The 22,151-nt window shown below is 38.0% G+C and carries 20 protein-coding genes; 4 read left to right on the plus strand and 16 right to left on the minus strand.

The annotated features are described in order from the left end of the window. Positions 1-365: 365 nt before the first annotated feature. Positions 366-1,142 (minus strand): hypothetical protein, encoded by a 777-nt coding sequence (locus VGT41_04070; GenBank protein ID HEV2601451.1) that lies wholly within the window; start codon positions 1,140-1,142, stop codon positions 366-368. Between the two features lie 193 nt (positions 1,143-1,335). On the opposite strand from VGT41_04070, the gene VGT41_04075 reads away from it, so the two are divergent. Further along, positions 1,336-3,048 carry a class I SAM-dependent methyltransferase gene (locus VGT41_04075; GenBank protein HEV2601452.1) on the plus strand — a complete coding sequence of 571 codons (1,713 nt, stop codon included), beginning with the start codon at positions 1,336-1,338 and terminating at the stop codon, positions 3,046-3,048. A gap of 14 nt (positions 3,049-3,062) precedes the next feature. Continuing rightward, complete coding sequence (locus VGT41_04080) at positions 3,063-4,526, plus strand: FAD-binding oxidoreductase (GenBank protein ID HEV2601453.1); 1,464 nt, start codon at positions 3,063-3,065, stop codon at positions 4,524-4,526. Between the two features lie 82 nt (positions 4,527-4,608). On the opposite strand, the gene VGT41_04085 is transcribed toward VGT41_04080, so the two are convergent. The 4 genes from VGT41_04085 to VGT41_04100 all read right to left on the minus strand — a co-directional run bounded on the left by VGT41_04085 (position 4,609) and on the right by VGT41_04100 (position 10,523). Beyond that, the gene (locus VGT41_04085; GenBank protein HEV2601454.1) at positions 4,609-6,402 is read right to left on the minus strand and encodes a hypothetical protein; all 1,794 of its coding nucleotides are present in this window, start codon (positions 6,400-6,402) and stop codon (positions 4,609-4,611) included. Positions 6,403-6,435: 33 nt separating this feature from the next. Continuing rightward, on the minus strand, positions 6,436-8,244 hold the full coding sequence (locus VGT41_04090; protein HEV2601455.1) for a hypothetical protein: 1,809 nt from the start codon (positions 8,242-8,244) through the stop codon (positions 6,436-6,438). A 33-nt stretch (positions 8,245-8,277) separates the two neighbouring features. Next, on the minus strand, positions 8,278-10,134 hold the full coding sequence (locus VGT41_04095; protein ID HEV2601456.1) for a hypothetical protein: 1,857 nt from the start codon (positions 10,132-10,134) through the stop codon (positions 8,278-8,280). Between the two features lie 140 nt (positions 10,135-10,274). Then, on the minus strand, positions 10,275-10,523 hold the full coding sequence (locus tag VGT41_04100; GenBank protein ID HEV2601457.1) for a chromate transporter: 249 nt from the start codon (positions 10,521-10,523) through the stop codon (positions 10,275-10,277). 164 nt (positions 10,524-10,687) lie between these two features. On the opposite strand from VGT41_04100, the gene VGT41_04105 reads away from it, so the two are divergent. Next, entirely contained in the window at positions 10,688-12,022 is a 1,335-nt protein-coding gene (locus VGT41_04105; protein HEV2601458.1) for a hypothetical protein, read from the plus strand. 257 nt (positions 12,023-12,279) lie between these two features. Here VGT41_04105 and VGT41_04110 read toward each other — a convergent pair whose 3' ends face one another. The 10 genes from VGT41_04110 to VGT41_04155 all read right to left on the minus strand — a co-directional run bounded on the left by VGT41_04110 (position 12,280) and on the right by VGT41_04155 (position 19,042). Beyond that, positions 12,280-12,690 (minus strand): nucleoside triphosphate pyrophosphohydrolase, encoded by a 411-nt coding sequence (locus VGT41_04110; protein ID HEV2601459.1) that lies wholly within the window; start codon positions 12,688-12,690, stop codon positions 12,280-12,282. Between the two features lie 405 nt (positions 12,691-13,095). After that, positions 13,096-13,332, minus strand: a complete 237-nt coding sequence (locus VGT41_04115; protein ID HEV2601460.1) for an AbrB/MazE/SpoVT family DNA-binding domain-containing protein — start codon at positions 13,330-13,332, stop codon at positions 13,096-13,098. A 120-nt stretch (positions 13,333-13,452) separates the two neighbouring features. Further along, positions 13,453-13,998, minus strand: coding sequence for a hypothetical protein (locus VGT41_04120; GenBank protein ID HEV2601461.1), 546 nt, complete (start codon positions 13,996-13,998; stop codon positions 13,453-13,455). A gap of 3 nt (positions 13,999-14,001) precedes the next feature. Continuing rightward, positions 14,002-14,622 carry a hypothetical protein gene (locus VGT41_04125; protein ID HEV2601462.1) on the minus strand — a complete coding sequence of 207 codons (621 nt, stop codon included), beginning with the start codon at positions 14,620-14,622 and terminating at the stop codon, positions 14,002-14,004. After that, positions 14,600-15,376 (minus strand): hypothetical protein, encoded by a 777-nt coding sequence (locus VGT41_04130; protein ID HEV2601463.1) that lies wholly within the window; start codon positions 15,374-15,376, stop codon positions 14,600-14,602. Before VGT41_04130 ends, VGT41_04125 begins: the two co-directional genes overlap by 23 nt. A gap of 12 nt (positions 15,377-15,388) precedes the next feature. Further along, a complete protein-coding gene (locus VGT41_04135) occupies positions 15,389-15,922 on the minus strand; it encodes a hypothetical protein (protein HEV2601464.1) in 534 nt (177 codons plus the stop codon). 156 nt (positions 15,923-16,078) lie between these two features. After that, the gene (locus tag VGT41_04140) at positions 16,079-17,368 is read right to left on the minus strand and encodes a hypothetical protein (protein HEV2601465.1); all 1,290 of its coding nucleotides are present in this window, start codon (positions 17,366-17,368) and stop codon (positions 16,079-16,081) included. Next, positions 17,361-17,534, minus strand: a complete 174-nt coding sequence (locus tag VGT41_04145; GenBank protein HEV2601466.1) for a hypothetical protein — start codon at positions 17,532-17,534, stop codon at positions 17,361-17,363. Before VGT41_04145 ends, VGT41_04140 begins: the two co-directional genes overlap by 8 nt. Before the next feature lie 42 nt (positions 17,535-17,576). Next, positions 17,577-17,951: a cupin domain-containing protein gene (locus tag VGT41_04150; GenBank protein ID HEV2601467.1), complete on the minus strand. Its 375-nt coding sequence runs from the start codon at positions 17,949-17,951 to the stop codon at positions 17,577-17,579. Between the two features lie 353 nt (positions 17,952-18,304). Continuing rightward, entirely contained in the window at positions 18,305-19,042 is a 738-nt protein-coding gene (locus VGT41_04155; protein ID HEV2601468.1) for an ankyrin repeat domain-containing protein, read from the minus strand. Between the two features lie 683 nt (positions 19,043-19,725). Between VGT41_04155 and VGT41_04160 the strand changes: the two genes are divergently transcribed. After that, positions 19,726-19,878 (plus strand): hypothetical protein, encoded by a 153-nt coding sequence (locus VGT41_04160; GenBank protein ID HEV2601469.1) that lies wholly within the window; start codon positions 19,726-19,728, stop codon positions 19,876-19,878. Between the two features lie 504 nt (positions 19,879-20,382). Here the strand turns inward: VGT41_04160 and VGT41_04165 are convergent. Continuing rightward, complete coding sequence (locus VGT41_04165; GenBank protein ID HEV2601470.1) at positions 20,383-22,140, minus strand: hypothetical protein; 1,758 nt, start codon at positions 22,138-22,140, stop codon at positions 20,383-20,385. Positions 22,141-22,151 lie beyond the last annotated feature (11 nt).

The following is a 22,151-nucleotide window of genomic DNA, read 5'->3' on the forward strand; positions in this document are numbered from 1 at the left end:
GCCTGATTTTTTTATGAGTATGTTTTTTGAGGCTGGATTGCTTCGTAAACTCGCAATGACTACCGCAAAGTTTCTTGCTCTTCTAGCGTTCAAATACAGAAAAAGTTTCCATAGATTCTAAATTTGGTTCACACGGCCTAGCATGATTTCGCTTACGCTCCACTCATAATGACAGTAGGCAATGCCTTATGTTCTGGATCAGATGATAGTAAAGATAGATGACATCATTGTGGTGTCTAGCAGGGAGTATATGAAGCATAGATAAATATTATTAGCACTATTGGCGTTCTCTAACCGTCATGGTGAGAGAGCCTCGGCGAACGTCGCCATCCAGATAATTGTGCGCCGAAAAGGCGCGACCATTTTTACGCAGTCACATCCGCTTTTAAAACAGGGCTGTTAAGAACGTTTGCAAGGTTCATTGTTTTCTGCATTGAGTCAGTCTCAAAATTATCTTGTACGTACCTTTTTCCTTCATCACCAGGCGTATATGGTCGGATGAAATTATAGCAGGTTTGTTGGGTAAAAGGGCGACTTCCAAGATATGCAATTACTTCCGGACCAACAAACACCGTTTCTTCTACGTGTACAGTGTCCTCTTTTTTGTACAGCATCCATGTTGATACCATTAATTTTTTTGTAAGATCATATACTCCGGTAATGAGACATGATTCATTATGTTTTTTCAGTCTTTCAATTCCCTTTTTCCATTGTGTCTCATAATCTTGCTTACTCCAATAATCCAAGGGCATATCAAATGTTTTTTTAAAGGTGCCGATCTGCATCTCACCGATGCAGACCAGTACTCCATATGGTTTATACGTTGTTTTATCATGAATGTGAATCGAAAAAGTTCCTATGTCATCCAAATTAGCAGTGGTTTTTTTGTGTCGATGTATATCGCGAGAAAAGAGAAGGTATGATCCATCATTATGAAAAATAGGTTGGCCATACTTTGGAAATCGCGGATTTTCATACAGATCATATCCTAACTTTGCAGCGCGGAAGCTTTCGTCCATCCGATCGGCTGATACAGGATGTTTTCTCTGATCTGCATAGAAGTCTGGATGAAAATAGCCTAAAGCCAGGGAAACGACGATGAATAGGAAAAAGAGTTTGTCTTTTGTACTGAAGCTTTCCATATGAGCTCACCTTTTTAAATGGACTGGGTAATTGAAAAGTAGCATATAACAAAAGTCTATGGAATCAAGGATCGGTGCGCACTATTGCAGAGGTTGATTTTATGGTGCAATAGGCAGGCCTTTTGACAAATAGAAACCATTAGCTACTCTTGATAGAGTAATATGGTTATTATTATCAAGAGAGGACTTTACAATGATTAAAAGGCGATTTTCTTCAGGTCGAGCTTGGCTATTCTCATTACTTACCTGTCTGCTTATACCGAGTGCTGTGCAGGCCTCTTTACATGAAGTCCTAGTTGGTCCCCTAAGAGGGCGATTTGCACCATTTCTGGATACTGTTTTAAGGCAGGTTCCTTCAAAAGATTTTTTTAAAATGATTGATATGATTGATCAAAATTACCATCCAAAGTCAGATATTGAGTGGTATACCCATATTTCTAATCATATCGCGTCTATTAAACCAGTGCTCAGTAAATACACCCCTTTATATAAATTGTATGCATTAAAATCTCAACGCACCGCGCTTTCAAATCAGTTAAAAAATTTAATGAGCACAGAGCAAGCGTCGGGGATAGAAACAGCCGTTGAAATAGGTAAGCCAGGAACATATATTGCTTCGATACGTGGACATTTGCCAAACCTCAAACAAACGATCGCAATCAATTATGCGCAACAGATAACCGATACCGTTGAAGGATTTTCTCGCCAGTCTCCATTGACTCCCTATAACAAATTTGTATCTCTTGATGATTACAAGCAAATTACCGATATACCAAAAAGCTCCGTTGATCTTATTATTTGTACCATTGGATTGCATCATGCGCCGGTAGAAAAATTGGATGCTTTTGTCGCTTCGATACGTTCGATTCTCAAGCCAGGTGGCATTTTTATATTGAGAGATCATGATGTAGTTGATGATTCAATGCTTAAAATAGCGCACGCAGCACACAGTGTATTCAATGCAGTTCTTGCAGAAGAAACGCTTGAAGATGAACTTAAGGAATATAGAAATTTTCAGCCATTGAGTTACTGGATTGCTCTTTTACAGAAACATGGTTTTGCAGTGGGCGATGAGCGTATCACACAAGACGGTGATCCAAGTATGAATACGTTTATTAAGGCGATAGCGCAACCTCATAATAATGATGAGTATGAGGCTATGATGATTCATCGTCTTGCTCAAAAACCAGGACATCGTCGTGATATCATGCAAACATATCTAACAACTCCAGAATGGTTAAGCGTTGATATACCGCAAGAGTATGGCAATTTTATTACCCATACTCCTTTTTATGAATTCCCGTGGATTGCGAGTGTACGTTCATTTTGGAAAGCTTTTTACGCTTCATATACAGTAGCGGTCCGCAAACGAGGTGTGTTACCAGTTTTGATGTCACCATACACGCAGATGAATTTGTTTGTAGGCAGTACGCTTACTATTGAGCATGTTATAAAAGCGATTATTTCAGCGCCAATTCGCTATATGTTCTCAGGAGCGGAAGCAGAAACATTGCAAACGGTTGTGTATGATCCAGAAAATGAAATTGGTATGCTGCATCCTGATATAAAAATTCTTGAGGTATTAGAAAATGACCTTAAGTTAGTGGAAGTGCCGCGCTATAAACAGTTTTTACGTGCAATGCTACAGTTGCCGGGTACAAACTCGCTTGAATTTCGTACTATCGGTGGTCAAAAAACCATCATGTGTAAGATTCGTTCAAAAGACAATTCACATCGTCTGATAGAGCGGTTGCTTCCAGATTGTGTTGTTGAGTTTGAGTGGACATTACCAACGCAAGCGGCATATACCTATGCCGGTATCACCGTTCCGGTGACATCGCTTAGACAGTTTGTGCAACATATGCGTGAGCAGAATAATGAACTTTTGTATGTACATGATTTTTAATAACGGGGGTTATTATGATGAAACAGTTAATTGCGAGTAAGCTTTTATTATTATCATTGTTTTGTAGTGTGGATAGTTATGCTGTCATCACCAGGCTGACTGTTGCTCCAGCGCAGGAATCTCCAACGCAGCAATTGTTTGATATTCAGATACCAGATACATTGTATTCTCCTCAAACAATTGAAGAATTACAAAAATTGGTTAAAAAAGCTATTGCGGGGCAACAGAAAATATCTATTGTTGGCGCAGGAAAAAGTCAGGGTGGGCAAACTATTTCTCATCAAAAAGATGCCTGCCGCATTAGTTTTGATAATTTGCAACGATTAGTGCAACTTGACGTACCAGGCAAGCAAGTAACAGTGCAGGCTGGTATGACGTGGAAACAGTTACAGAAATTGATAGCACCACATGGCCTTGCCATTAAAGCTATGCAATCATATAATGATTTTTCAATTGGTGGTTCAGTTTCAGTGAATGTGCATGGACAAGATCTTTCAACAGGGCAAATAATCTCTACGGTTCTATCGATGCACGTTATTCTTGCAAATGGAGAAATGGTTACGGTAAGTCGTCAAGAAAACCAAGAATTATTTGGCGCAATTATAGGTGGCTATGGCTTAATTGGTATTATTGCTTGCGTAACATTACAGCTGACCGATGATGTACTGGTTGAGCTTGAAGCAGACATGGTAGAAACAGCTTTAATTGATAAAAATTCTTTCGAAGAATCTTTTAATGAGTATATCCGCAATGATACTGCTATAGAATTTTATTCAGCTCGCTTTTCTGTAGGGGCATCAGATTTTATGAAGAAACTATTCATCGTAAAATATAAAAAAGCAGCAGATTCTACTGCTGTAGCACCGGTTTATCCATTGCAGCCGACTGCAAAAAGTGCTCTGCTTAAATGGATGATGCGTGCTGCGGGAGCTTGGCAAAGATTTAAAGATTATCGGTTTGCTATTGAAAAAATGGTATTAACATCTCCTGAGACCATCTCGCGTAACAATTTCCTTAATTATTCGATTATGGGGTTGCCGCAGAGTAATGCTACAGCAGAATATGTTTTGCAGGAATATTTTCTCCCCTATAATCAAGTAGTGTCATTTATTAAACACTTTACGTATGCAACGCAAGAGCATGCTATTAATTTGCTCAATGTCACGGCGCGGCATGTGCGACAAGATAATGAATCCTTACTTTCATTTGCACCGCAAGATATGTGTGCCCTTGTATTATTTATCAAGTTGCCAAGAACAGAGATCGATCGTCAGGTATATCTGCGATGGACCCGTCAGGTGATTGATGATATTATTCAGCATCAAGGCACGTATTACTTGCCATATCATACACTTGCCACGCGCCAGCAGTTTGAAGCCGTATATCCAGGATGGCAGAAGTTGCTTGAAATTAAGCAACAGTATGATCCAGATGCGCTGTTGAGCAATCGGCTGTATGAATGGTATACGAGTTGTTAGGAAGTTAAAGAATTAATAAAAAAATAAAAATGCGCAGTATAAAAAGCTGCGCATTTTTGTATTACTATTGCTAAGAACGTTGTTATGGCTGGCGTTTCTTTTCATCTGCGAATCCGAGCTCTTCCCCAATAAGATGACGAAGTTCCATAATTTGTTGTTGCATAATGCGTGGATTAGAGGTATCAAGACCTTCTTCTAATGTATTGATATAGTGCTGTATGATTTGGCGGTGTTTTTCGGGAAAATTTTTATTTTGATAAGCTGCATCGAGTTGTTCTTGTGCGTGCAAGAGTATTTTATTTTTTTCAGATAATAAGTCTGCGATGCTTTCAGTAGCCAGTGCCTTTTGAGCGATATTTTGCTTCACACTGTGAAAATTATTTCGTTGTTGTAATCGCAATTCTTTTAGCTGCTGTGCGAGTGCAATGCTGTTGGCATAGGTAGCAAAATTAGCTCTAGCTTTTTCTGTTTTTGCTGGAATTGCGCTCTTAACCTTTTCCGTTGTGTAGTAAATAAGTGGATCGTTAAGATCCAGAAAAACATCTGCATGCGTTATAGCAAGTGCTTTTTCGTTTTCTATAACTACTTCCTTAATATATATCTTTTTAGCTCCTTCATAATCATGGCGCACCAATTTAGATAGTTCTTTTAGAGATGTTTTGCCCCATGGTAAGGTCATTTTTTCTATGTAGATTATGACATCAGCAGGCATTGTTATAATAAATTCAGGAAAGGCTTTTTGAGCAAGATCGATCTCAAAAGGGATATAATCGCTGCTGAGCAATATGGTCTTAACAAAGTCTCCTATCAAAAGTGGTTGTTCGCGAGTACTCGCCATAGTTTCTGTAATATGAACAGTTTCTTTCTTAAGGCTCGTTATTGGCAGCCAGATCGGTGAATGGGCTAATCGGATTTGTGGAAAGTTACCGATAGCTTTCCTGTTCATTGCCATTAATTTCTTTCGCTCGGACATTATAAGAGGGAGAAACTCTTCGTAGGCAAATCTATTTTCAATAAATGTGTTTATGAAACCCTTAAAACGTTGTTCATAAAGGGAGTGTTTACTTACTACTTCCAAGTCACTAATTGCTTGAGTAGCAATGGGAAAAGAATATTCTTTTTCACCTTCTAGACCGGACTTGATTTGATCTTTATATACTTGTGCAGCATTCAATCCGGCAGCATAACAAGAGACATATACAAACAGTGCAACACTAATTTTTTTATCAAAAAAATCTAACACTTTGGAAAAATCTTTTAGCGAAATACCCGCTATATTTTGATTATAGAAACCATGGCCACTCAGATATATAACCCATTCAACCTCTTTATTTGTTTGATCAAAAATAGCGCCTTGAAGCAATGCATTCACAAAAGATGTACCAGTATGTTTGATTAAATCCTGCCAATCACTTTCTGCATAACTTTTATATTGATTTTTAATGAGTGTTGGGTCCGGAGAGGCAGAAGATTGTGCAGGCATTTTTAAACCGAGGGATTCTATTGGAAGGCTCTTTTTCTTTAAATATGATTGTGGAACCATGATCAGCAAGTCGTCAGTAATTGTATGGGTAATCCATAGGTCGGATAATTGCCTATTTACACCACTAGTGGGTACTAAGGAGAGTAATGTCTTGGAGGTTATAATAGGCCCAGCTTCATATTGAAGAGCACTCAGTAATTTTGGTAGAACGAATCCATTTTTCGATTTTGCTTCATAATTGTCTAAAAAAATTGTCAGCAGTTGAGTTCGCTTTGGTACATACGCATCTTCTTTTATTTCTTCCTGCGCAGCTTGTGCTGCGGTGATATTCAGGGATATTCCAAGGCATGCCCATAGGCATAGCAGTAGAGTTGTTTTTAAATATGCTTTCATTACATCTTCCTTTTATTTTGGCGATCACATGTATTATTTTTGTTTCTGGGCCTCTTGTTTGCCTAGCTTAAACTCTTGCTCGATAAGATCACTAAGTTCCTTGATTTGTTGTTGCATAATTCGTGGATTAGAGGTATCAAGACCTTCTTCTAATGTATTTATATAGCGCTGTATTTTTTGGCGGTGTTTTTCGGGGAAATTTTTATCTTGAGATACGATATCCAGCTGTTGCTCTGCATGCAAGAGTATTTTATTTTTTTCAGATAATAAGTCTGCGATGCTTTGAGTAGCCAGTGCCTTTTCGGCAACATTCTGCTGCACATTTTTAAACGTACGTCGTTGTTGCAATCGCAGCTCTTTTAGCTGTTGTGCGAGTGCAATTTGATTAGTATAAGCTATGTCATTAAAGTTGGGATTTTCTCTTTCTTTTGCTAGATGCCCCATTTGCATTCCTGTTTTTGCCTCCGTGTAATAAATCATCGGATCGTTAAAATCAAGCAAAACATCGGTATATGTTATAGCTGGTGCATTTTCGTTTTGTATAACTAATTTTTCAATGTATATTTTTTTATCCCCTGCATAATCATGATACATCGAATCAGATAACTTTTGTAGAGATACATTGCCCCACGGCAATACCATTTTTGTTATATAGATCATGACATTTCCGGGCGCTGTTATAATAAAATAGGGAGGGGATTTTCGATCAATATCAATTTCAAAAGGGATGTAATCGCTGTCGAGCAGTATGGTTTTTATAACTTCTTTTATCAAAAGTGGTTTTTCTCGAGTAGCAGCCATAGTCTTTGTAATGTGCACCGTTTCTTTTTTAAGGCTAGCTATTGGAAGCCAGATCGGTGCATGAGCCAATCGGATTTGTGGGAGATTGCCTACACCTTTACTTTCCCTTGCTATGACTTTCCCTCGACTGGGCATTATAAAGGGGAGAAAATTTTCGTAGGCATATGAATCTTTGATAAATGTATCTATGAACTCCGTAAAGAATTGTTCGCGGAGATCTTCTTCACTTGCTACCTCTAAGTCACCAACTGCTTGAGTAGCAATAGGAAAAAGATATTCCTTTTCACCTTCCAAGCCGGACTTTGCTTGATCTTTATATATTTTTGCAGCATTCAACCCTGCAGCATAACAAGAGATATATACAAACAACGCAACACTAATTTTTTTATCAAAAAAATCTAACATCTTTGGAAAATCTTTTAGCGAAATACCCGCTATACTTTGGTTATAAAAACCGTGACCACTCAGATAAATAACCCATTCGATTTCTTTATTTGTTTGATCAAAAATAGCCCCTTGTAGCAATGCATTCACAAAAGGAGCGCCAGTATTTTTGATTAAATCTTTCCAATCATTTTGTGAATAACTTTCATATCGCTGTTTAATTATTCCTGGGATGATAGAAGATTGTTCAGGCATTTTTAAACCAAGTGATTCTACTGAAAGTTTATTTTTTTCTAAATACGATTTTGGAATCATGATCAGTACGTGTTCAGCAACTTCATGAATAATCCAGTCCTTGAGAAATAACGAAATTTGTCCAGACTGAATAGCGATGTTGTAGAACAATGAACTGGAGACTATAATAGGTCCAGCTTTATGCGAAATGGCGCCATATAATTTTGATTTAACGAATCGGACAAGGTGTTCTCTTGCTTCATAATTGTCTAAAAAAATTGTCAGCAGTTGAGTTCGCTTTGGTACATACGCATCTTCTTTTACTTCTTCCTGCGCGGCTTGTGCGGCGGTGATATGCAGGGATATTCCAAAGCATGCCCATAGGCATAGCAGCAGAGTTGTTTTTAAATATGCTTTAATCATTACATCTTCCTTTTATTTTGGCGATCACATGTATTATTTTTGTTTTTGAGCCTCTTGCTCCCCTAGCTTAAACTCTTGGTCGATAAGACCACTCAGTTCGGTAATCTGTTGGTGAATAGTCCACGGATTAGAGGCATCAAGACCTTCTTCTAATGTATTGATATAGTGCTGTATAATTTGGCGGTGTTTTTCGGGAAAATTTTTATTTTGATAAGCTGCATCGAGTTGTTCTTGTGCGTGCAAGAGTATTTTATTTTTTTCAGATAATACGTCAGCTGTATCTTGAGTAGCCATTGCCTTTTCGTGAATATTTTGTAGCACATTCCCAAAGTTATGTCGTTGTTGCAATCGTAATTCCTTTTGTTTTTCTACGAGCTCTAGTTGCTGAGCATAATCAGCCGCCTGCGGCCTAGAATATTGCTCGCCTCCTTGCCTGGTGATCCCTGCAGGTTTTTTATCTTTAAAATCAAAAAATACATTAGTGTATAGAGCATTAGGTACATTCTTCCTTTGTATGACTAATTCCTCAATCCATATCTGTTTGATGCCTTTATAATCATGTCGCGTGAGGAGAGACAATTTTTCGACAAGCTTTGAGAGCTCTCCTTTCCATTGTAGGGTCATTTTTTTTATAATGATCGTGACGTCTCCGGGCATAGTTATAGTAAAATAGGGAAAGGCTTTTTCGGTCAGAATGATCTCAAAAGGGATGTAGTCACAGCTCAGCAGTATTTTTTTAATAGAGTTTCCTACCACGAGCGGTTTTTCGCGCGTGCTTGCGATAGTTTCCGTGATGTTAATCAATTCTTTGTTAAGGCTCGTGATTGGTTTTTTGAGTGGTTTTTCGCGGGGGCCGACCATAGTTCGCGTTATGTCCATTGTTCCTTCTGGGATTGTAACCAGAGGAAACCAGATAGGTGAATAAGCTAATCGAATTTGGGGGAGATTACCCAGGGATTTACGGTCCCGCATACGCTCTTGGTTGATCATGATAAAGGAAAGAAATTTTTCATAGGCATATTTATTTCTGATAAAGGAGCTTATGAAGTTTTCAAAGTTTTGTTCCGTAGGATATCCTGTACTAGCTACTTCTAGATCACCAATTGCTTGAGTGGCGATGGGAAAAGAGTATTCTTTCTCCCCCGCTAAACCGATTTTTGCTTGATCTTTATATATTTTGCTGGCGTTTAGTCCGGCACCGTAGCACGAGACGTATACCAACAATGCAGCATTAATTTTTCTATCAAAAAAATCTAACATCTTAGGAAAATCTTGCAATGAGATACCGGCTATACTCTCATTATAAAAACCATGTCCAGTTAGATATATAACCCACTCAATTTCTTTATTGTGTTGATCAAAAATAGCGCCTTGTAATAGCGCGTTAACAAAAAGGGTGCCCGTATTTTTGATTAAATCTTCCCAATCATTGTCTGAAAAGCTCTTATATCGCTGTTCAATGATTTGTAGAGTGGTAGAAGATTCCGCAGGCATTTTTAAACCTAATGATCTTATAGCGAGCTTGTTTTTTTCTAAGTATGATTTTGGAATCATGATGAGCAGATGTTCGGAAATCTCATGAAGAATCCACGCTCTATGGAATATTGTATTCGATCCAGTACCCCTAGCGTAGGTGTAAAATAATGAGCTAGAAGTTATAATCGGCCCCGCTTCATGCATAATAGCGCTCTGTAATTTTGGTAGAACGAACCTGTCGCTTGGCCTTGCTTCAGAATTATCTAAAAAAATGGTGAGTAGCTGGGTTCGCTTTGGTACATACGCATCTTCTTTTACTTCTTCCTGCGCAGCTTGTGCAGCGGTGATATTTAGGGATATTCCAAAGCATGCCGATAGGCATAGCAGGAGGGTTACTTTTAAATATGCTTTCATTTCTATTCCTTAAAATCTAAAGGGGATGTTATTTTGCAAGCCACAACCATTAGGACGTGTGGGCTTCACCAACTTCAATAGATTCAACATATGCGGTATGAGATTGCATAGTCAATGGAAAATTGTTTTAATCGAATTAATTATATGACGGAAACAATGGTGCTTAATAGTCCTCCCATAAGAACAATCCATATAATTGCATAAGGTGATTTGTATAAGAATAAAAACACTAATGAAGCAATAAAGATCCCTATGGTTAGTTTACTGATCAGTATTTGTCCAAGAATATCTAATACATCTGCTGCAATCAGTCCAGCAACTCCAGCAGTTATTCCATCGAGAAATGTGCGAACAGTTTTTAAAAATATTTTGATAAAAAATGACCGCATTATAAACTTTTTAGCGTTAAACAAACAAGGAAAGAAGCGGTTAATGGAAACATGAGAGCAAGCGCTCAATAAAATCAATCTGTTGATTTTTCCATGTAAGAAAAATTGTTGTATGATGGCATCGAAAAGCTAGAGTATTAAATCAAGTTGAAATCGGTGCTGTCATGAACCTACAAAATTATTTTTTCTGTTTTGTGATGCTCTCTACATCTTCTTTTTATATTCAGGGTCAGAGCGACCATGAACATAGATTAGGGCATGCTGGAGAAAGCAAAGCCAATGGATTGCTGCATAGCGCAGTGTCGCCTCTTGCAAAGCATACAATGCATGAATCGATGATGCATGGGATGTATGGAAATTATTCCATGACGCGAGATGCATCAGGGACCAGTTGGGTACCAACTTCAAGTCCTCAAGAAGGTCTTCATATCATGCATAATGATTGGATGCTTATGTTTAACGGATTTTCATATCTTGTAATGGATGTGCAGAGAGGTAAGCGTGGTGATAAACAGTTATGTGATCAGAATATGTTTATGTTTATGGCGCAACGAAATTTTGAAAAATACAGCTTCGGATTTAGGTCAATGTTTTCTTTAGAGCCACTTACTATTGCAGACTGTGGATATCCTTTGCTCTTGCAAACGGGAGAAACGTGCGATGGAAAAACACCATTGATTGATCGGCAGCATCCGCATGATTTATTTATGGAACTTGCGGTGGTAAATACATATCAATTAACAGAAGACAGTTCTGTATTTACCTATCTTGCGTTGCCAGGAGAGCCTGCGTTAGGGCCACCGGTTTATATGATGAGATTTTCGTCTGAATATATTCCAGAAGCTCCATTAGGACATCATTGGATGGATTCTACTCATATAACGTTTGGTGTGATAACAGTCGGTTTTATTCATAAATGGTTAAAATTAGAAACTTCTTTTTTTAATGGGCGGGAACCCGATCAGCATAGATTTGATATTGAAAAGCCGAAACTGAATTCGTATTCATTTCGAGTGTCATTAAATCCAACAGAAAATCTTGCGTTTCAAGTAAGCTGTGGTCTTTTAAAAAGTCCTGAGCAACTGCAGCCGGACGTTAATATAAATCGTTATGTAATTTCGGCAATCTATAATAAAAAAATCAGTGACACCAGCAACTTTCAGGGCGCTGTAATTTTCGGTATCAATGATGAAAAGCCAGGCAATCTGTTGCCTGCATTTTTAATAGAGGGGACATTGGAATTACATAAAAAGCACCTGTTTTTTTCCCGATTTGAATGGGTCAAAAAAGATGACCTTTTTATCGAGCCAGATCCTTTTACTGACAAAATCTTTGCTGTAGCAAAATGTACGGTTGGTTATGTATATGAATTTTTAACAAAACATATAAAGTGGGGGATTGGCGGTTTAGTAGATTTTCCTATTATACCCGATCCTATTGATGCGCGTTATGGAAAATCTGTTTCATTTATGGGTTTTTTGCAATTAAGATTGGTATGAATCAAAAATACACCGTTATTCTGCAAAAACGGTTCGTAAATAATGTGCAATATCTTTCATGGCTTTTTTACCCATATCTAAACGGTCAGCAAAGCTGAGAAATCCATGAATGGTTGGATAGATTATTTTTTCAACAGGAATACCGTCTTGCGAAAGTTTTTCGGCATATGCTAGGCCATCATCTGATAACTAAAAACTGTAATCTTGAAAGCTCTAACATACATTGACCTTGTTTTAGATTGAAATTAGATACGCTTTTAAATCTCAGGATATTTTTCAGGAGATTTTCTGAAATGAGTTACCCATGGATTATCTTCTTCCATTTCTATGGTTTCCATGAATATTCCATTTTCATAACCACCTCTTTTGAGGTGAGTAGCTTTCTGAACTTCTTTAATTTCATCCATAGTAATATTGTGTGTTTTTCGTAATGCATCGATGAGATCAAGCACATCAACCAATTCAGAAATCATTTCATTTCGATTATCACCAGAAAAAGCTTCTATGACTTCATGTGCTTCTTCAACTAGTTTTTTGTTGAGCGCAGCAATAAGGGCAGTGCCAGTGAGAATTGTATGGTTTGTGGTAATGCCTGTGGACTCCATATTCGCTACTGTTTTATCGCGAGAAAGTTTGTTGCAGATAAATTTTACGGTATTTTTTTTCATGGGTCTTTGTGAGGGTTGTATGTTTTTATGTTGTGTATTCTAAGGGTATAAAAAAGAATACGCACTTAATAATTAGTGCGTAAGCAAAAGATCTTTAAAAATTATTGATATTGAATTTATAACCTGTTCTTTATCATTTAAAGATAAAGAACCGATACAAGAACGAATAAGCCTATCATCTAAAGTAAATAACTTCATGCGTATCATAGATTCTTTTGATAAACCGGCCTTTGATAAATCAGTAATCATAATATCTAAAGGCCATGGCTCATTACGAGCGCTTGTAATCATGGCAAGAACGGTATGACCAATATGTTTATTAAATTCGTTATGATTAGATAAAGCAAGTGCGGGACGATTTTTTGCACTCAGCTGATCTGTAAATGGAAAGGGACTACAACAATATCAAAGGTCTTGTAAATCATCAAAGTCCTCTTCATCATATATCGAATTCCATTCGGATAGAGTAGAGCTTAATGCTTGCATAAATCGCTGATCAAAGGGAGCAGCCTTTTTCAATACTACAGAGCCATCTTCTAATACCTCAAAACTGATGACATCTCCAACATTAATATTCAGGGCAATACGTACCTCTTTGGGCAACGTCATTTGGTATTTTGAAGTTATTTTTGTATCTGCCATATTGGGTTCTCCAGATCAAATTCCTTACATTTCTTACCTACTTAACATAACTTTCAAAGATATCTCTGTCTATATCCCCTATGTTTAGCCAGGCACAGTCTGTACATCATTTCTATTTTTTCACCCCAAAAATATCATTGGCAGTATCAGTGCCAGACCATAGGTGAATATCAATTTAAGGAAAAAGCCGAGATAAGGGACGTTAAAAAATGCCACAATCCCACTCAGGATAGCTGCAAGAACTTTTGCACTATTTGATTGTGCAATTTTTTCTAGATTGCTCATATCTTGGTTGCTGGGCATTGCATGAAATCCGATAGAATATCCTATCCATTTGAGTACATAATATGCTGGTGTCATGAACCAAGGAGAATAGCCCATAAATTCAGTTTCTAAATAGTAAAGAGATCCTGCGGGAATGGTGAGTATCATACATACCAGGGAGTTAATAATTAAAGGCCCCATAGATATGAAAAATACGCTAAAAAAATTATTAGTAGGTTCATGAATGACGTGTCCTGCCTTTGTTGATAATGGTTCAAAGTAATTTATATCATATACTTTTACATTTGCTATATCACAAAAAAAACGATGTGATATTTCATGAAGAATAACTCCTGGAAATGTGGCAAACGCTATAAGTTCGCCCGGTATATAGACAGACATGTATTAAGCCCTTTCAAACCGTGACATAAAATCTTCTTTATACATTTTGGGTAAAAACTCTCGCATTTGCCTGATTTCTGATGTTTTATATTCTTGTTCTGCCAGATAATTTAAGCCGATTTCATATAAGTCTTCATGTTCAGAAGTTAATGCGAACAAAGATTTTACAAATTTAATTTTGGCATCACTTTTTACCGTACCAAAATTTGGATATTTGGTTGCAATTTGACCATATGCAGATATAGCAGAAAAGTAATCTTTACGTTCAAAAAAAATATTAGCTTCACGAATTAATTTGCCTGCCTCACGATGATGTGGTAGGTCGATTAATAAGAATCGAGGAACCAAAAGGAGGAATAATGCTCCGGTAATGAGGCCTAAAATTTTTATTGGTCGGGGGTATGTGTGTTTCTCGAGTGGTGGGTAATTGGTAGTGATATGATCAGACATCAGTGTAACCTGTATGTTGAATTTGTTCTTCATTAAATCCAATGTAATGAAAAAACTACAACAAAAATACCGCCATTGCAATGACGTTAACGCAATGGCGGTATTCTTAAAATTGCTTAAGTTTATATCAAAGTAGATGCTTAACAGTTCTTTAGATGAAAATTTTAAATTCAACGAACCACTCATGAGCCCTAAAACGCATTTTCCATGCATCATCAGCTACATCAACTGCAGATCCGTTAGCAACTCTTTGGTAGCGAGGCCCTTTAAAAGAACCCGCATTAAACCAGCGATATCCTGTTCCAATAGCCCAACGGTCATCATGGCTGTATTCAAGGCCGGCAAGAATCGTATACGTAAAATGTTTGCGCAGTGTGTATTGATTTTCCGCAGAAAAACTTGCGAATGGGGCAGAGTCTCCAGAAGGGGGCAATCCGGTTGTTCTGAAGTTCGTTATCGCAAGATTGCTAGCACCCAGTCCGAATCCTACCAGCGGATAGATTGTGCCGCAACCGATATCCCAATTAAGATAAGGGATGCCTCGTCCAAGAAGGTTTGCACAAAAGAGAATGGATGTGACGTCAAGATCAAATTTTCTCGTGTACGATGCACCGCCAGCAGTGGGAGTTTGGAATTTTCTATATTTAAATGTTGAACGATTGGAGATACTGACTTCAAGACCCAATGCATCGAGGAGTTCGCAACCGATACTTGCGCTCGCAATAGGATGATTTCCCAATTTTGAATTATACCCTTGGATTGCCGGATTCCATGGCGGGTTGTGAGCGATGATATTGGCTGGCTGAGAACATGATATGCCTGAACCAACTTTAACATAGAACGAATAATCTTCGGGTTCGCAGTAGGATGTAGCGACACCTGAGATGATAATTGTTAGTAAAGAAAATCTGATTAAAAAGTGCTTCATAAAAATTCCTTTTTAGAAAATCGTTCCGATTCTGGTAAATTGAAAATGAATTTTTTCCCCATCCGATGAAACAATTAAATCAAATGTTTGTCCAAAAAGGGGAGCAATCCCAACCTTTGTCGATGCTATTACCGTACATTCAGTAACCATGGAGTTTATGATGCTGTCTAATTCTAAGTTGATTAATGTTGTTGGTGTAAACCAGGTTACGATCAGCCCATTATTAGCAACAGATATATAATTGGCTATATCGGTAAAGATTCCATCTTCAGTTTGCATGTTTAAAAAAGAGGCAGAGCATATGCCGACCTTCATATTGTTCACATCATAAAGAGGAGCTCTTCCTGCAAGATAGCTCGAAGCTATTGTTGTGCTGTCTACCAATACATTCGATGTTGGTATTTCAATAAAGCTTTCTGCAAAATCGGCGATATACAAATAATACGTCAATGTTTCCGGCTCGCTGGGATTAGCACCATATACAGGGTTCGTATAATAGGATAAGCCAAAGAATAATAATAAAAAGAACGGTCTGATCAACATCATAGGCCTCTATTGCAATTTGTTTTCGAGTGGTTTTTTTTGACACAAAAATAGTATGCGCAGCACGTCTTACGAAAATCAATAACAAGAAAAAACACCAGAGCGCTAATCGCTACGCTCTGGTGTTTTGTGAACGGAGTTGATGCTAATGGACTTCTTCTAACGATCAAGTAATCGCTGGGCAAGAGACTGGAAAAAAGAGGGAGTGCTTGCGGGAATTTGTTGTGATGTTATATATATAGCGATTTTTTCATCTTCTTCAGTTTCTGCATTCTTGATTTTTGCCTTTTTTTCCACTGCTCCAGCAGATGGTTCCAATCCAATGCTTGTAAGCGAAGGGGTGCCATTCCTGCTGAAATGTGTTCTAAGGCGTATATTATCTACCAGAGGATTTTTTTGGAGTGCACGGATGCATAATTGTGCATGATGAACACCAGCCTTTCTCTCCCAGCTCATTTGATCATCTATATCGGCAGTAGCGATAACATCAGCACTTGCAATATTTTCTTCCTTTATGTATGCATGGTAACTATCGGTTGAATCATGAAGCTGTAATGTTAATTGAGCCTGCGGAAAAGTTCTTGAAAGCCATCCAATTGCTTGGTGGGCGCACAATTGGACAGCTGCATACGAACTCATCAAATCACCGAGCTCCTTTATGCTCATATCTGATTTTTGTCGTTGTACAGAGCTCATAATGGCATTGAGATCAGTATCAATCTGAGCTTCAACTGCGCGTGTTGTATTGAGCAATGTTCTGCAGGTAACATAGGGCTCATGTTTAATATCGATAAGATGAACATTGAGCTTAGCATTAGGATTTGCGGCAAGGGTTTTGGTTAAAATAACAAGATCCTGAAACATCGCACCAGAAGCAAAACCAGCATATTCAACAGATCTTTCAAGCAATGACAATTTATTAACCAGCGATTTCACCACGCGAGATTCAAATTGTTCTCTAAAGTTCGGTTCGTGACATCTGCTTAAAATGCAAGGACTCGAATCATTCAACATCGTGCATTCACTCAACAAAAAAAGAGGATGTTCTTGCGCATATGTATCGCATCGGTTTTTAATGGTTTCAAGTGTTTGGGGATTTTTTTTTGGTTCTTTTGCAAAAGTATCACGTACAGCATGCATTTGATTTAATGCAGATTTTGGACTGATTAAAAGCATATCAAGTAAGCGCGGCTTTCTCATCATTTGGTGCAGGTATATCAGAGAAGCACCGCCAGCGGCAACATAACTGGCCTTGCCTAACTTTGCGCGATTGGTATATGCGCAAGCGGCTCCCAATGCAAATGTGGCAGTTAACGCGGCCTTAAATGGTGTGCTATACCTCTCTCGAAGTCCAGGGGTATATGGTTTAGTTACCACTAATTGATTGGATGCGGCATGTCCAGAAATTGCATACAGCAAGAGCACAGCACATACACTGTTTTTATTCATAAGAATATTCCTTATGGAAGATTTTATTTGCATGCGCCATGAAAAACTGATTAGGGGTTTTTCGATAGCAAATGGCATGCAGTATGTATCGACATGCTTCTACTGCCCATTCAATGAGTACAACTTTAAGAAGGAAAAATAATAATGATTTTATTTCGGTGAACATATGTATCCTTGATTAATATGGTGGCGTCCCGATTTGAGTTCTTTAAATCCATTCACCGTGAGTTGCTTTTTTGTCTTCGGTATTTTTTGAGTCGCCAGTGCTGAGCGTTGTTTTAGGCTCTATTAACATGACATGTACTTCATCACTCGCTACAGGACGATGCTCAACGCCTTTCGGGATAACCACCATTTGACCAGGATTAAGAGAAAGAGTTTTATCTCGTAATTCTATGGTTAAGTTACCTTTAATAATGAGGAACATTTCATCTTCATTGTCGTGTTTATGCCAAACATATTCACCTTTTAACTTTGCTAATTTTATGTACGATTCATTTAGCTCAGCGATAATTTTAGGGGACCACAGATCAGAAAAGGTAGAAAGCTTTTGATTCGGGTCAGTAACGGTAATATTTTTCATAAAAATGCTCCTTATAATTTTTCGGCGTCGCTGAAATACCTTCGTAAGAAGATTCTGCCGGCGTTTGATTTTAGGTATTGCTGAAATTTTAAAGCTTTAGCTTCTTGGTCAAAACCCAAAAATCCTATTAAATTCCAAGGTTTATCTGGTAAATCCGATATAAGTTTTGTCTGAAAAAAGCTGAGATTTAAGATAATAAACATAGAACATATTATATGGAAAGATGATTGTTTTGAATTATATGAATGGTTGGGGATTAAGAGGTTGGCCTGCCAGGCATTTCTTTCAGAAATGACTGGCGTCCCACAGTCGACTATTATAGAAAAATTATGGGCTGTTCACCAGCACTTTTATTAAACCCACTCAGAATCTTCTTCAAGAACGAGCTGGCGGATCATATTGGCCGTTGATCCCGTAACTAAATAAGCCTCTAAAAGATCATGGACGAAATTACCCTTGGTTATCTCTAACGGAGTTTCACCTTTTTTATTTGCTTTGTTAGTAGCACCCTTTTTTAATAAAACAGATATGGTCTTCATACCAAACCAACCTCCGACATTATTTTTACAAACGGCTAACAATGGTGTCTCGCCATTATTATCTGCTTTGTTAACATCTATGCCTGGCACCGCAAGCAGTGCGCTTACAGCGTACGGACTTCTTTTACAAGCAACCAGCAGTGGCGTTTCACCGTTATTATTTGCTTGGTTGATGTCTATGCCTGGAACTGCAAGTAATTTTTCTATCATTTCATAAAGTCCAATTTCGCAAGCTGCTAATAATGGTGTAATTCCATCCGCATTTGATTGGTTAATATTTACAGCCAACGAACCATCGGGTTTTTTAAGACTTAACAACTCTTCCACTATCAAAATAAGATGGTCTGCTACAGCTATCATCTCGGGAGTAGGACCAGCTGCATTAACATCTATGCCAGCTTCTTTGAATAATTTTTGTACAGTTGCAAGTGCACCAACCCCGTCTTCTCTAAAAGCCTTGCGCAATTCGTTTTCTAAAGTCGCTGTCGGAGCACTCGCACAAGCGGCAACATTGGCACAAACAATAAAGCACACTATAAATAATTTTCCCATGGATTATCCTTGATTTGAAGGTTGATTTCTATGAAACAGTATACTAAATCTCTTACTTCTTGCATCAACCCATCCCGCGATACATAGGGTAATTAGATACATGGTCAGTAATCAAACTGTCTCATATTCATATACTTTTAATCCTTCCTTCCTTGGCCTTCATACGCCCCAGCATCACAGCTATCTCGACGTTGTCCCGGCACCGCCTGTGACATTCCTCAAGCAGATCCGCCCATCTATAATCACTCCGTGCCCACTGCAGCACCTTCTCGTATGGAATACCAATTTTACGGCATAAATCCTGCACCGTGTAGCAATTGTTTTCTTGGGAGTCCCTCCTGATAAACAGATGTAGGAGTTCTTCTTTCTTGCTCAATCTACGTTTTCGCATTGATTGTACCCCTTATGTTACCAAGCGAAGCTCGTGCAGCAGCGATATACGCTCGTGCGGCCGTCCCTCTTTTGAATAATATCCGTGCCGTACGGCCGTCCTTGTTGGAGCTATTCCTGTTATACCACCGCGCAAAGATGCAAAATTGCAGGATCCCACAAAGGTCCTTTCGGCCAAAATACCCCGCGATTTTGCCATATCGTATATTCACCAACTTGGTAACGATGAGAATGCTCGAAAACAATGGAAACAAGATTCAAACTATCATGTACGTTCTATAGGAGAGACAAGTATGTATCGCGTTAAAACTCATTTTGGATCATCTGTCAGGTCGCGCACTTTTGCTAATCAACGGACTGAAATGGCAATAAAAATTAACATTCTTAATCGCATTGCTGCTCTTGGCACCATTCACTTAAATCGAGCTGCTTCTATGTCGCAATGACCATTCAACATATTATTGGCTAGACCCCTTAATGTGATTCATGCAACAACGCCGGGTATCGCTGAAGTATCTTCGTAAAAAAATTCTGCCAGCATTTGACTTCAGGTATTGCTCAAATTTTAGAGCTTTACTCTCTTGGTCAAAGCCTAAAAAGCCTACCAAATTCCACGGTTTATACTGCTTGGTATAGACGGATTTCCCCGCGTTATGATCGGATAAACGTTGTTTTAGATTGCCGGTAAAGCCAATATATGTTTTGTCCGGAAGGGATTGTGATCTGAGGTAGTAAACATAGAACATATAATATGGAGAATAATAGGTTTAAAAAAGAAACCTTTAAGAGACTGGCCTGCCAGGCATTTCTTGCAGAAATGACTGGCGTCCCACAGTCGACTGTTTTAGAACTTTTTCATCAGAATCTCAAGCATATACAAAATCAATTATTAATTTTTAATGATGCAAGTATGGCTTCTTTGGTTCTTAATAAATTCTTTATAGTTTTGATCAAACCTTACGTGGTGTAGCATTTTGCAGAACTTGATAACTTTGCCTTAATTTACGATATTTATACAGATTATTAACTGCATGAGTTGCAGATAATCTTTTGACCGTAGAAGCAATAGGCGTGCATCCATTATCTTTTTGGTTTGCATGCATTGCTGCCGCAAGACTTTTGGTCATCGCAGGATTAGTAAGCAGGTTACTCAGTGATACCCGTGAGAATGGTAATAAGGTTTGCGGTAAATATCGTGGTCTAGCGGCACCATGTAACATCTCTTGCTCGTTATTTCGTGTGTCTTGTGCCAACTCAAGTTCTTTTTTCAATACAACTGACGTAAGATTGCTATCAGAAAGACCTGAAAGAATGTTATCCGCAGCTTCTTCTCTTTCCTCAGCATCATCTACGGGGAGTAATCTTGCATGTTGTATTACTGGTAATGCCCGAGCATTTTCCTTTAAACATTTTAATATCTCTAGCTCCATCACCATCGCTGATGCATTTGCTGCATCTATATAACCTCTGCATACATCAGCAATTGATTGCATAGGACATTCTGTTTTGATCAAATGTTGTATACGTCCCAATCCTTTTTGAATTCCTGTTAAATAGTGCTCATACAGTCTTTGACTTGCTAAAGTACGATTTGCAGAATGTTCTTCAGCTGCAAAAATATTCATCGCTTGTTGTAAGTGTGTAAGAGCCGTTGTATTATCTGCACTTGCAGGCAGTCTGCTGAAAAGAAGTTTTACGATTGTAAGTTCTTTTTGCAATGTTGATGAAATACGATCATCACTAAATGAAGGTCGACCATCTATAACTGTTTTTTCATCATCATTTGATTCAGCCTTTTCAACCTCTGCAAGAGCTATGGCAAATTGTTTTGTTTCAAATTTTTGTACCTTCAACAACATGTTAAAAACTGCTTCTTTCAAATTAAGGTCATTTATCGTCACATCTTCGTCAGTGGCAGCAGTAAACTTTTCTGCTACTGCATCTAGATCATTTCCAAAACTATCTACTTGATCATAATCACCCGTGGACAACAAAAATTTGATGATGTTTTTATTATGAGAAGCGCCCGCACATAAAAAACAGTTACGAACATGTATGTTTTCATATATTTCATCTATAGCAGCAATATCAACCATAAAAACGTCACGAAGTTCATCATCTAAATTAGGTATAGGGTATGTATGCATAAAATCTAATAACTTTTCTTTAATGTAACCATTTTTAATATTTTCATGCATATTTTTACGAGCTTCTACAGCGCATCTAAAGCTGCTGGAACTATCATTTTCTCTATAATCGATATTCTTACAAGAAAATCCATACGCGCGCAAACACTTTTCTAATAGAAGCATTGGAGTGCAATTATTTACTTCTTGAGAACCCGCCTCAGCCGCCATCTCAGCTTTTTTTTCTAAAATTTTGATAAAACATTCTTCGAATACCTCAACCATTTTGGAATCTTCAACCCCAGAAGAGATGTAGTTTCCAAATACAGGAGAGGCTATATCTTCAACTATACAATGTACAGATTCTCCTCGATCATTAAGCTCTTTAATTATAGCAATCAAATCTGCTCGATGAATCAATGTGTTTTTTATATCAAGAAGATCCACATGTATATCACCCAATAACAAAACACGTTGACCCGTCTCTTTATGTCGCAACATTGTTAAATTGAAAAACCAAGCGTGCGTAGAGAAGCTAATCAACGATAATAGACCGGTAAAAAAGAACGTAAGTTTTTTCATATTAAATTCCC

This window comes from Candidatus Babeliales bacterium (assembly GCA_035944115.1).
Classification (GTDB): domain Bacteria; phylum Babelota; class Babeliae; order Babelales; family Vermiphilaceae; genus DASZBJ01.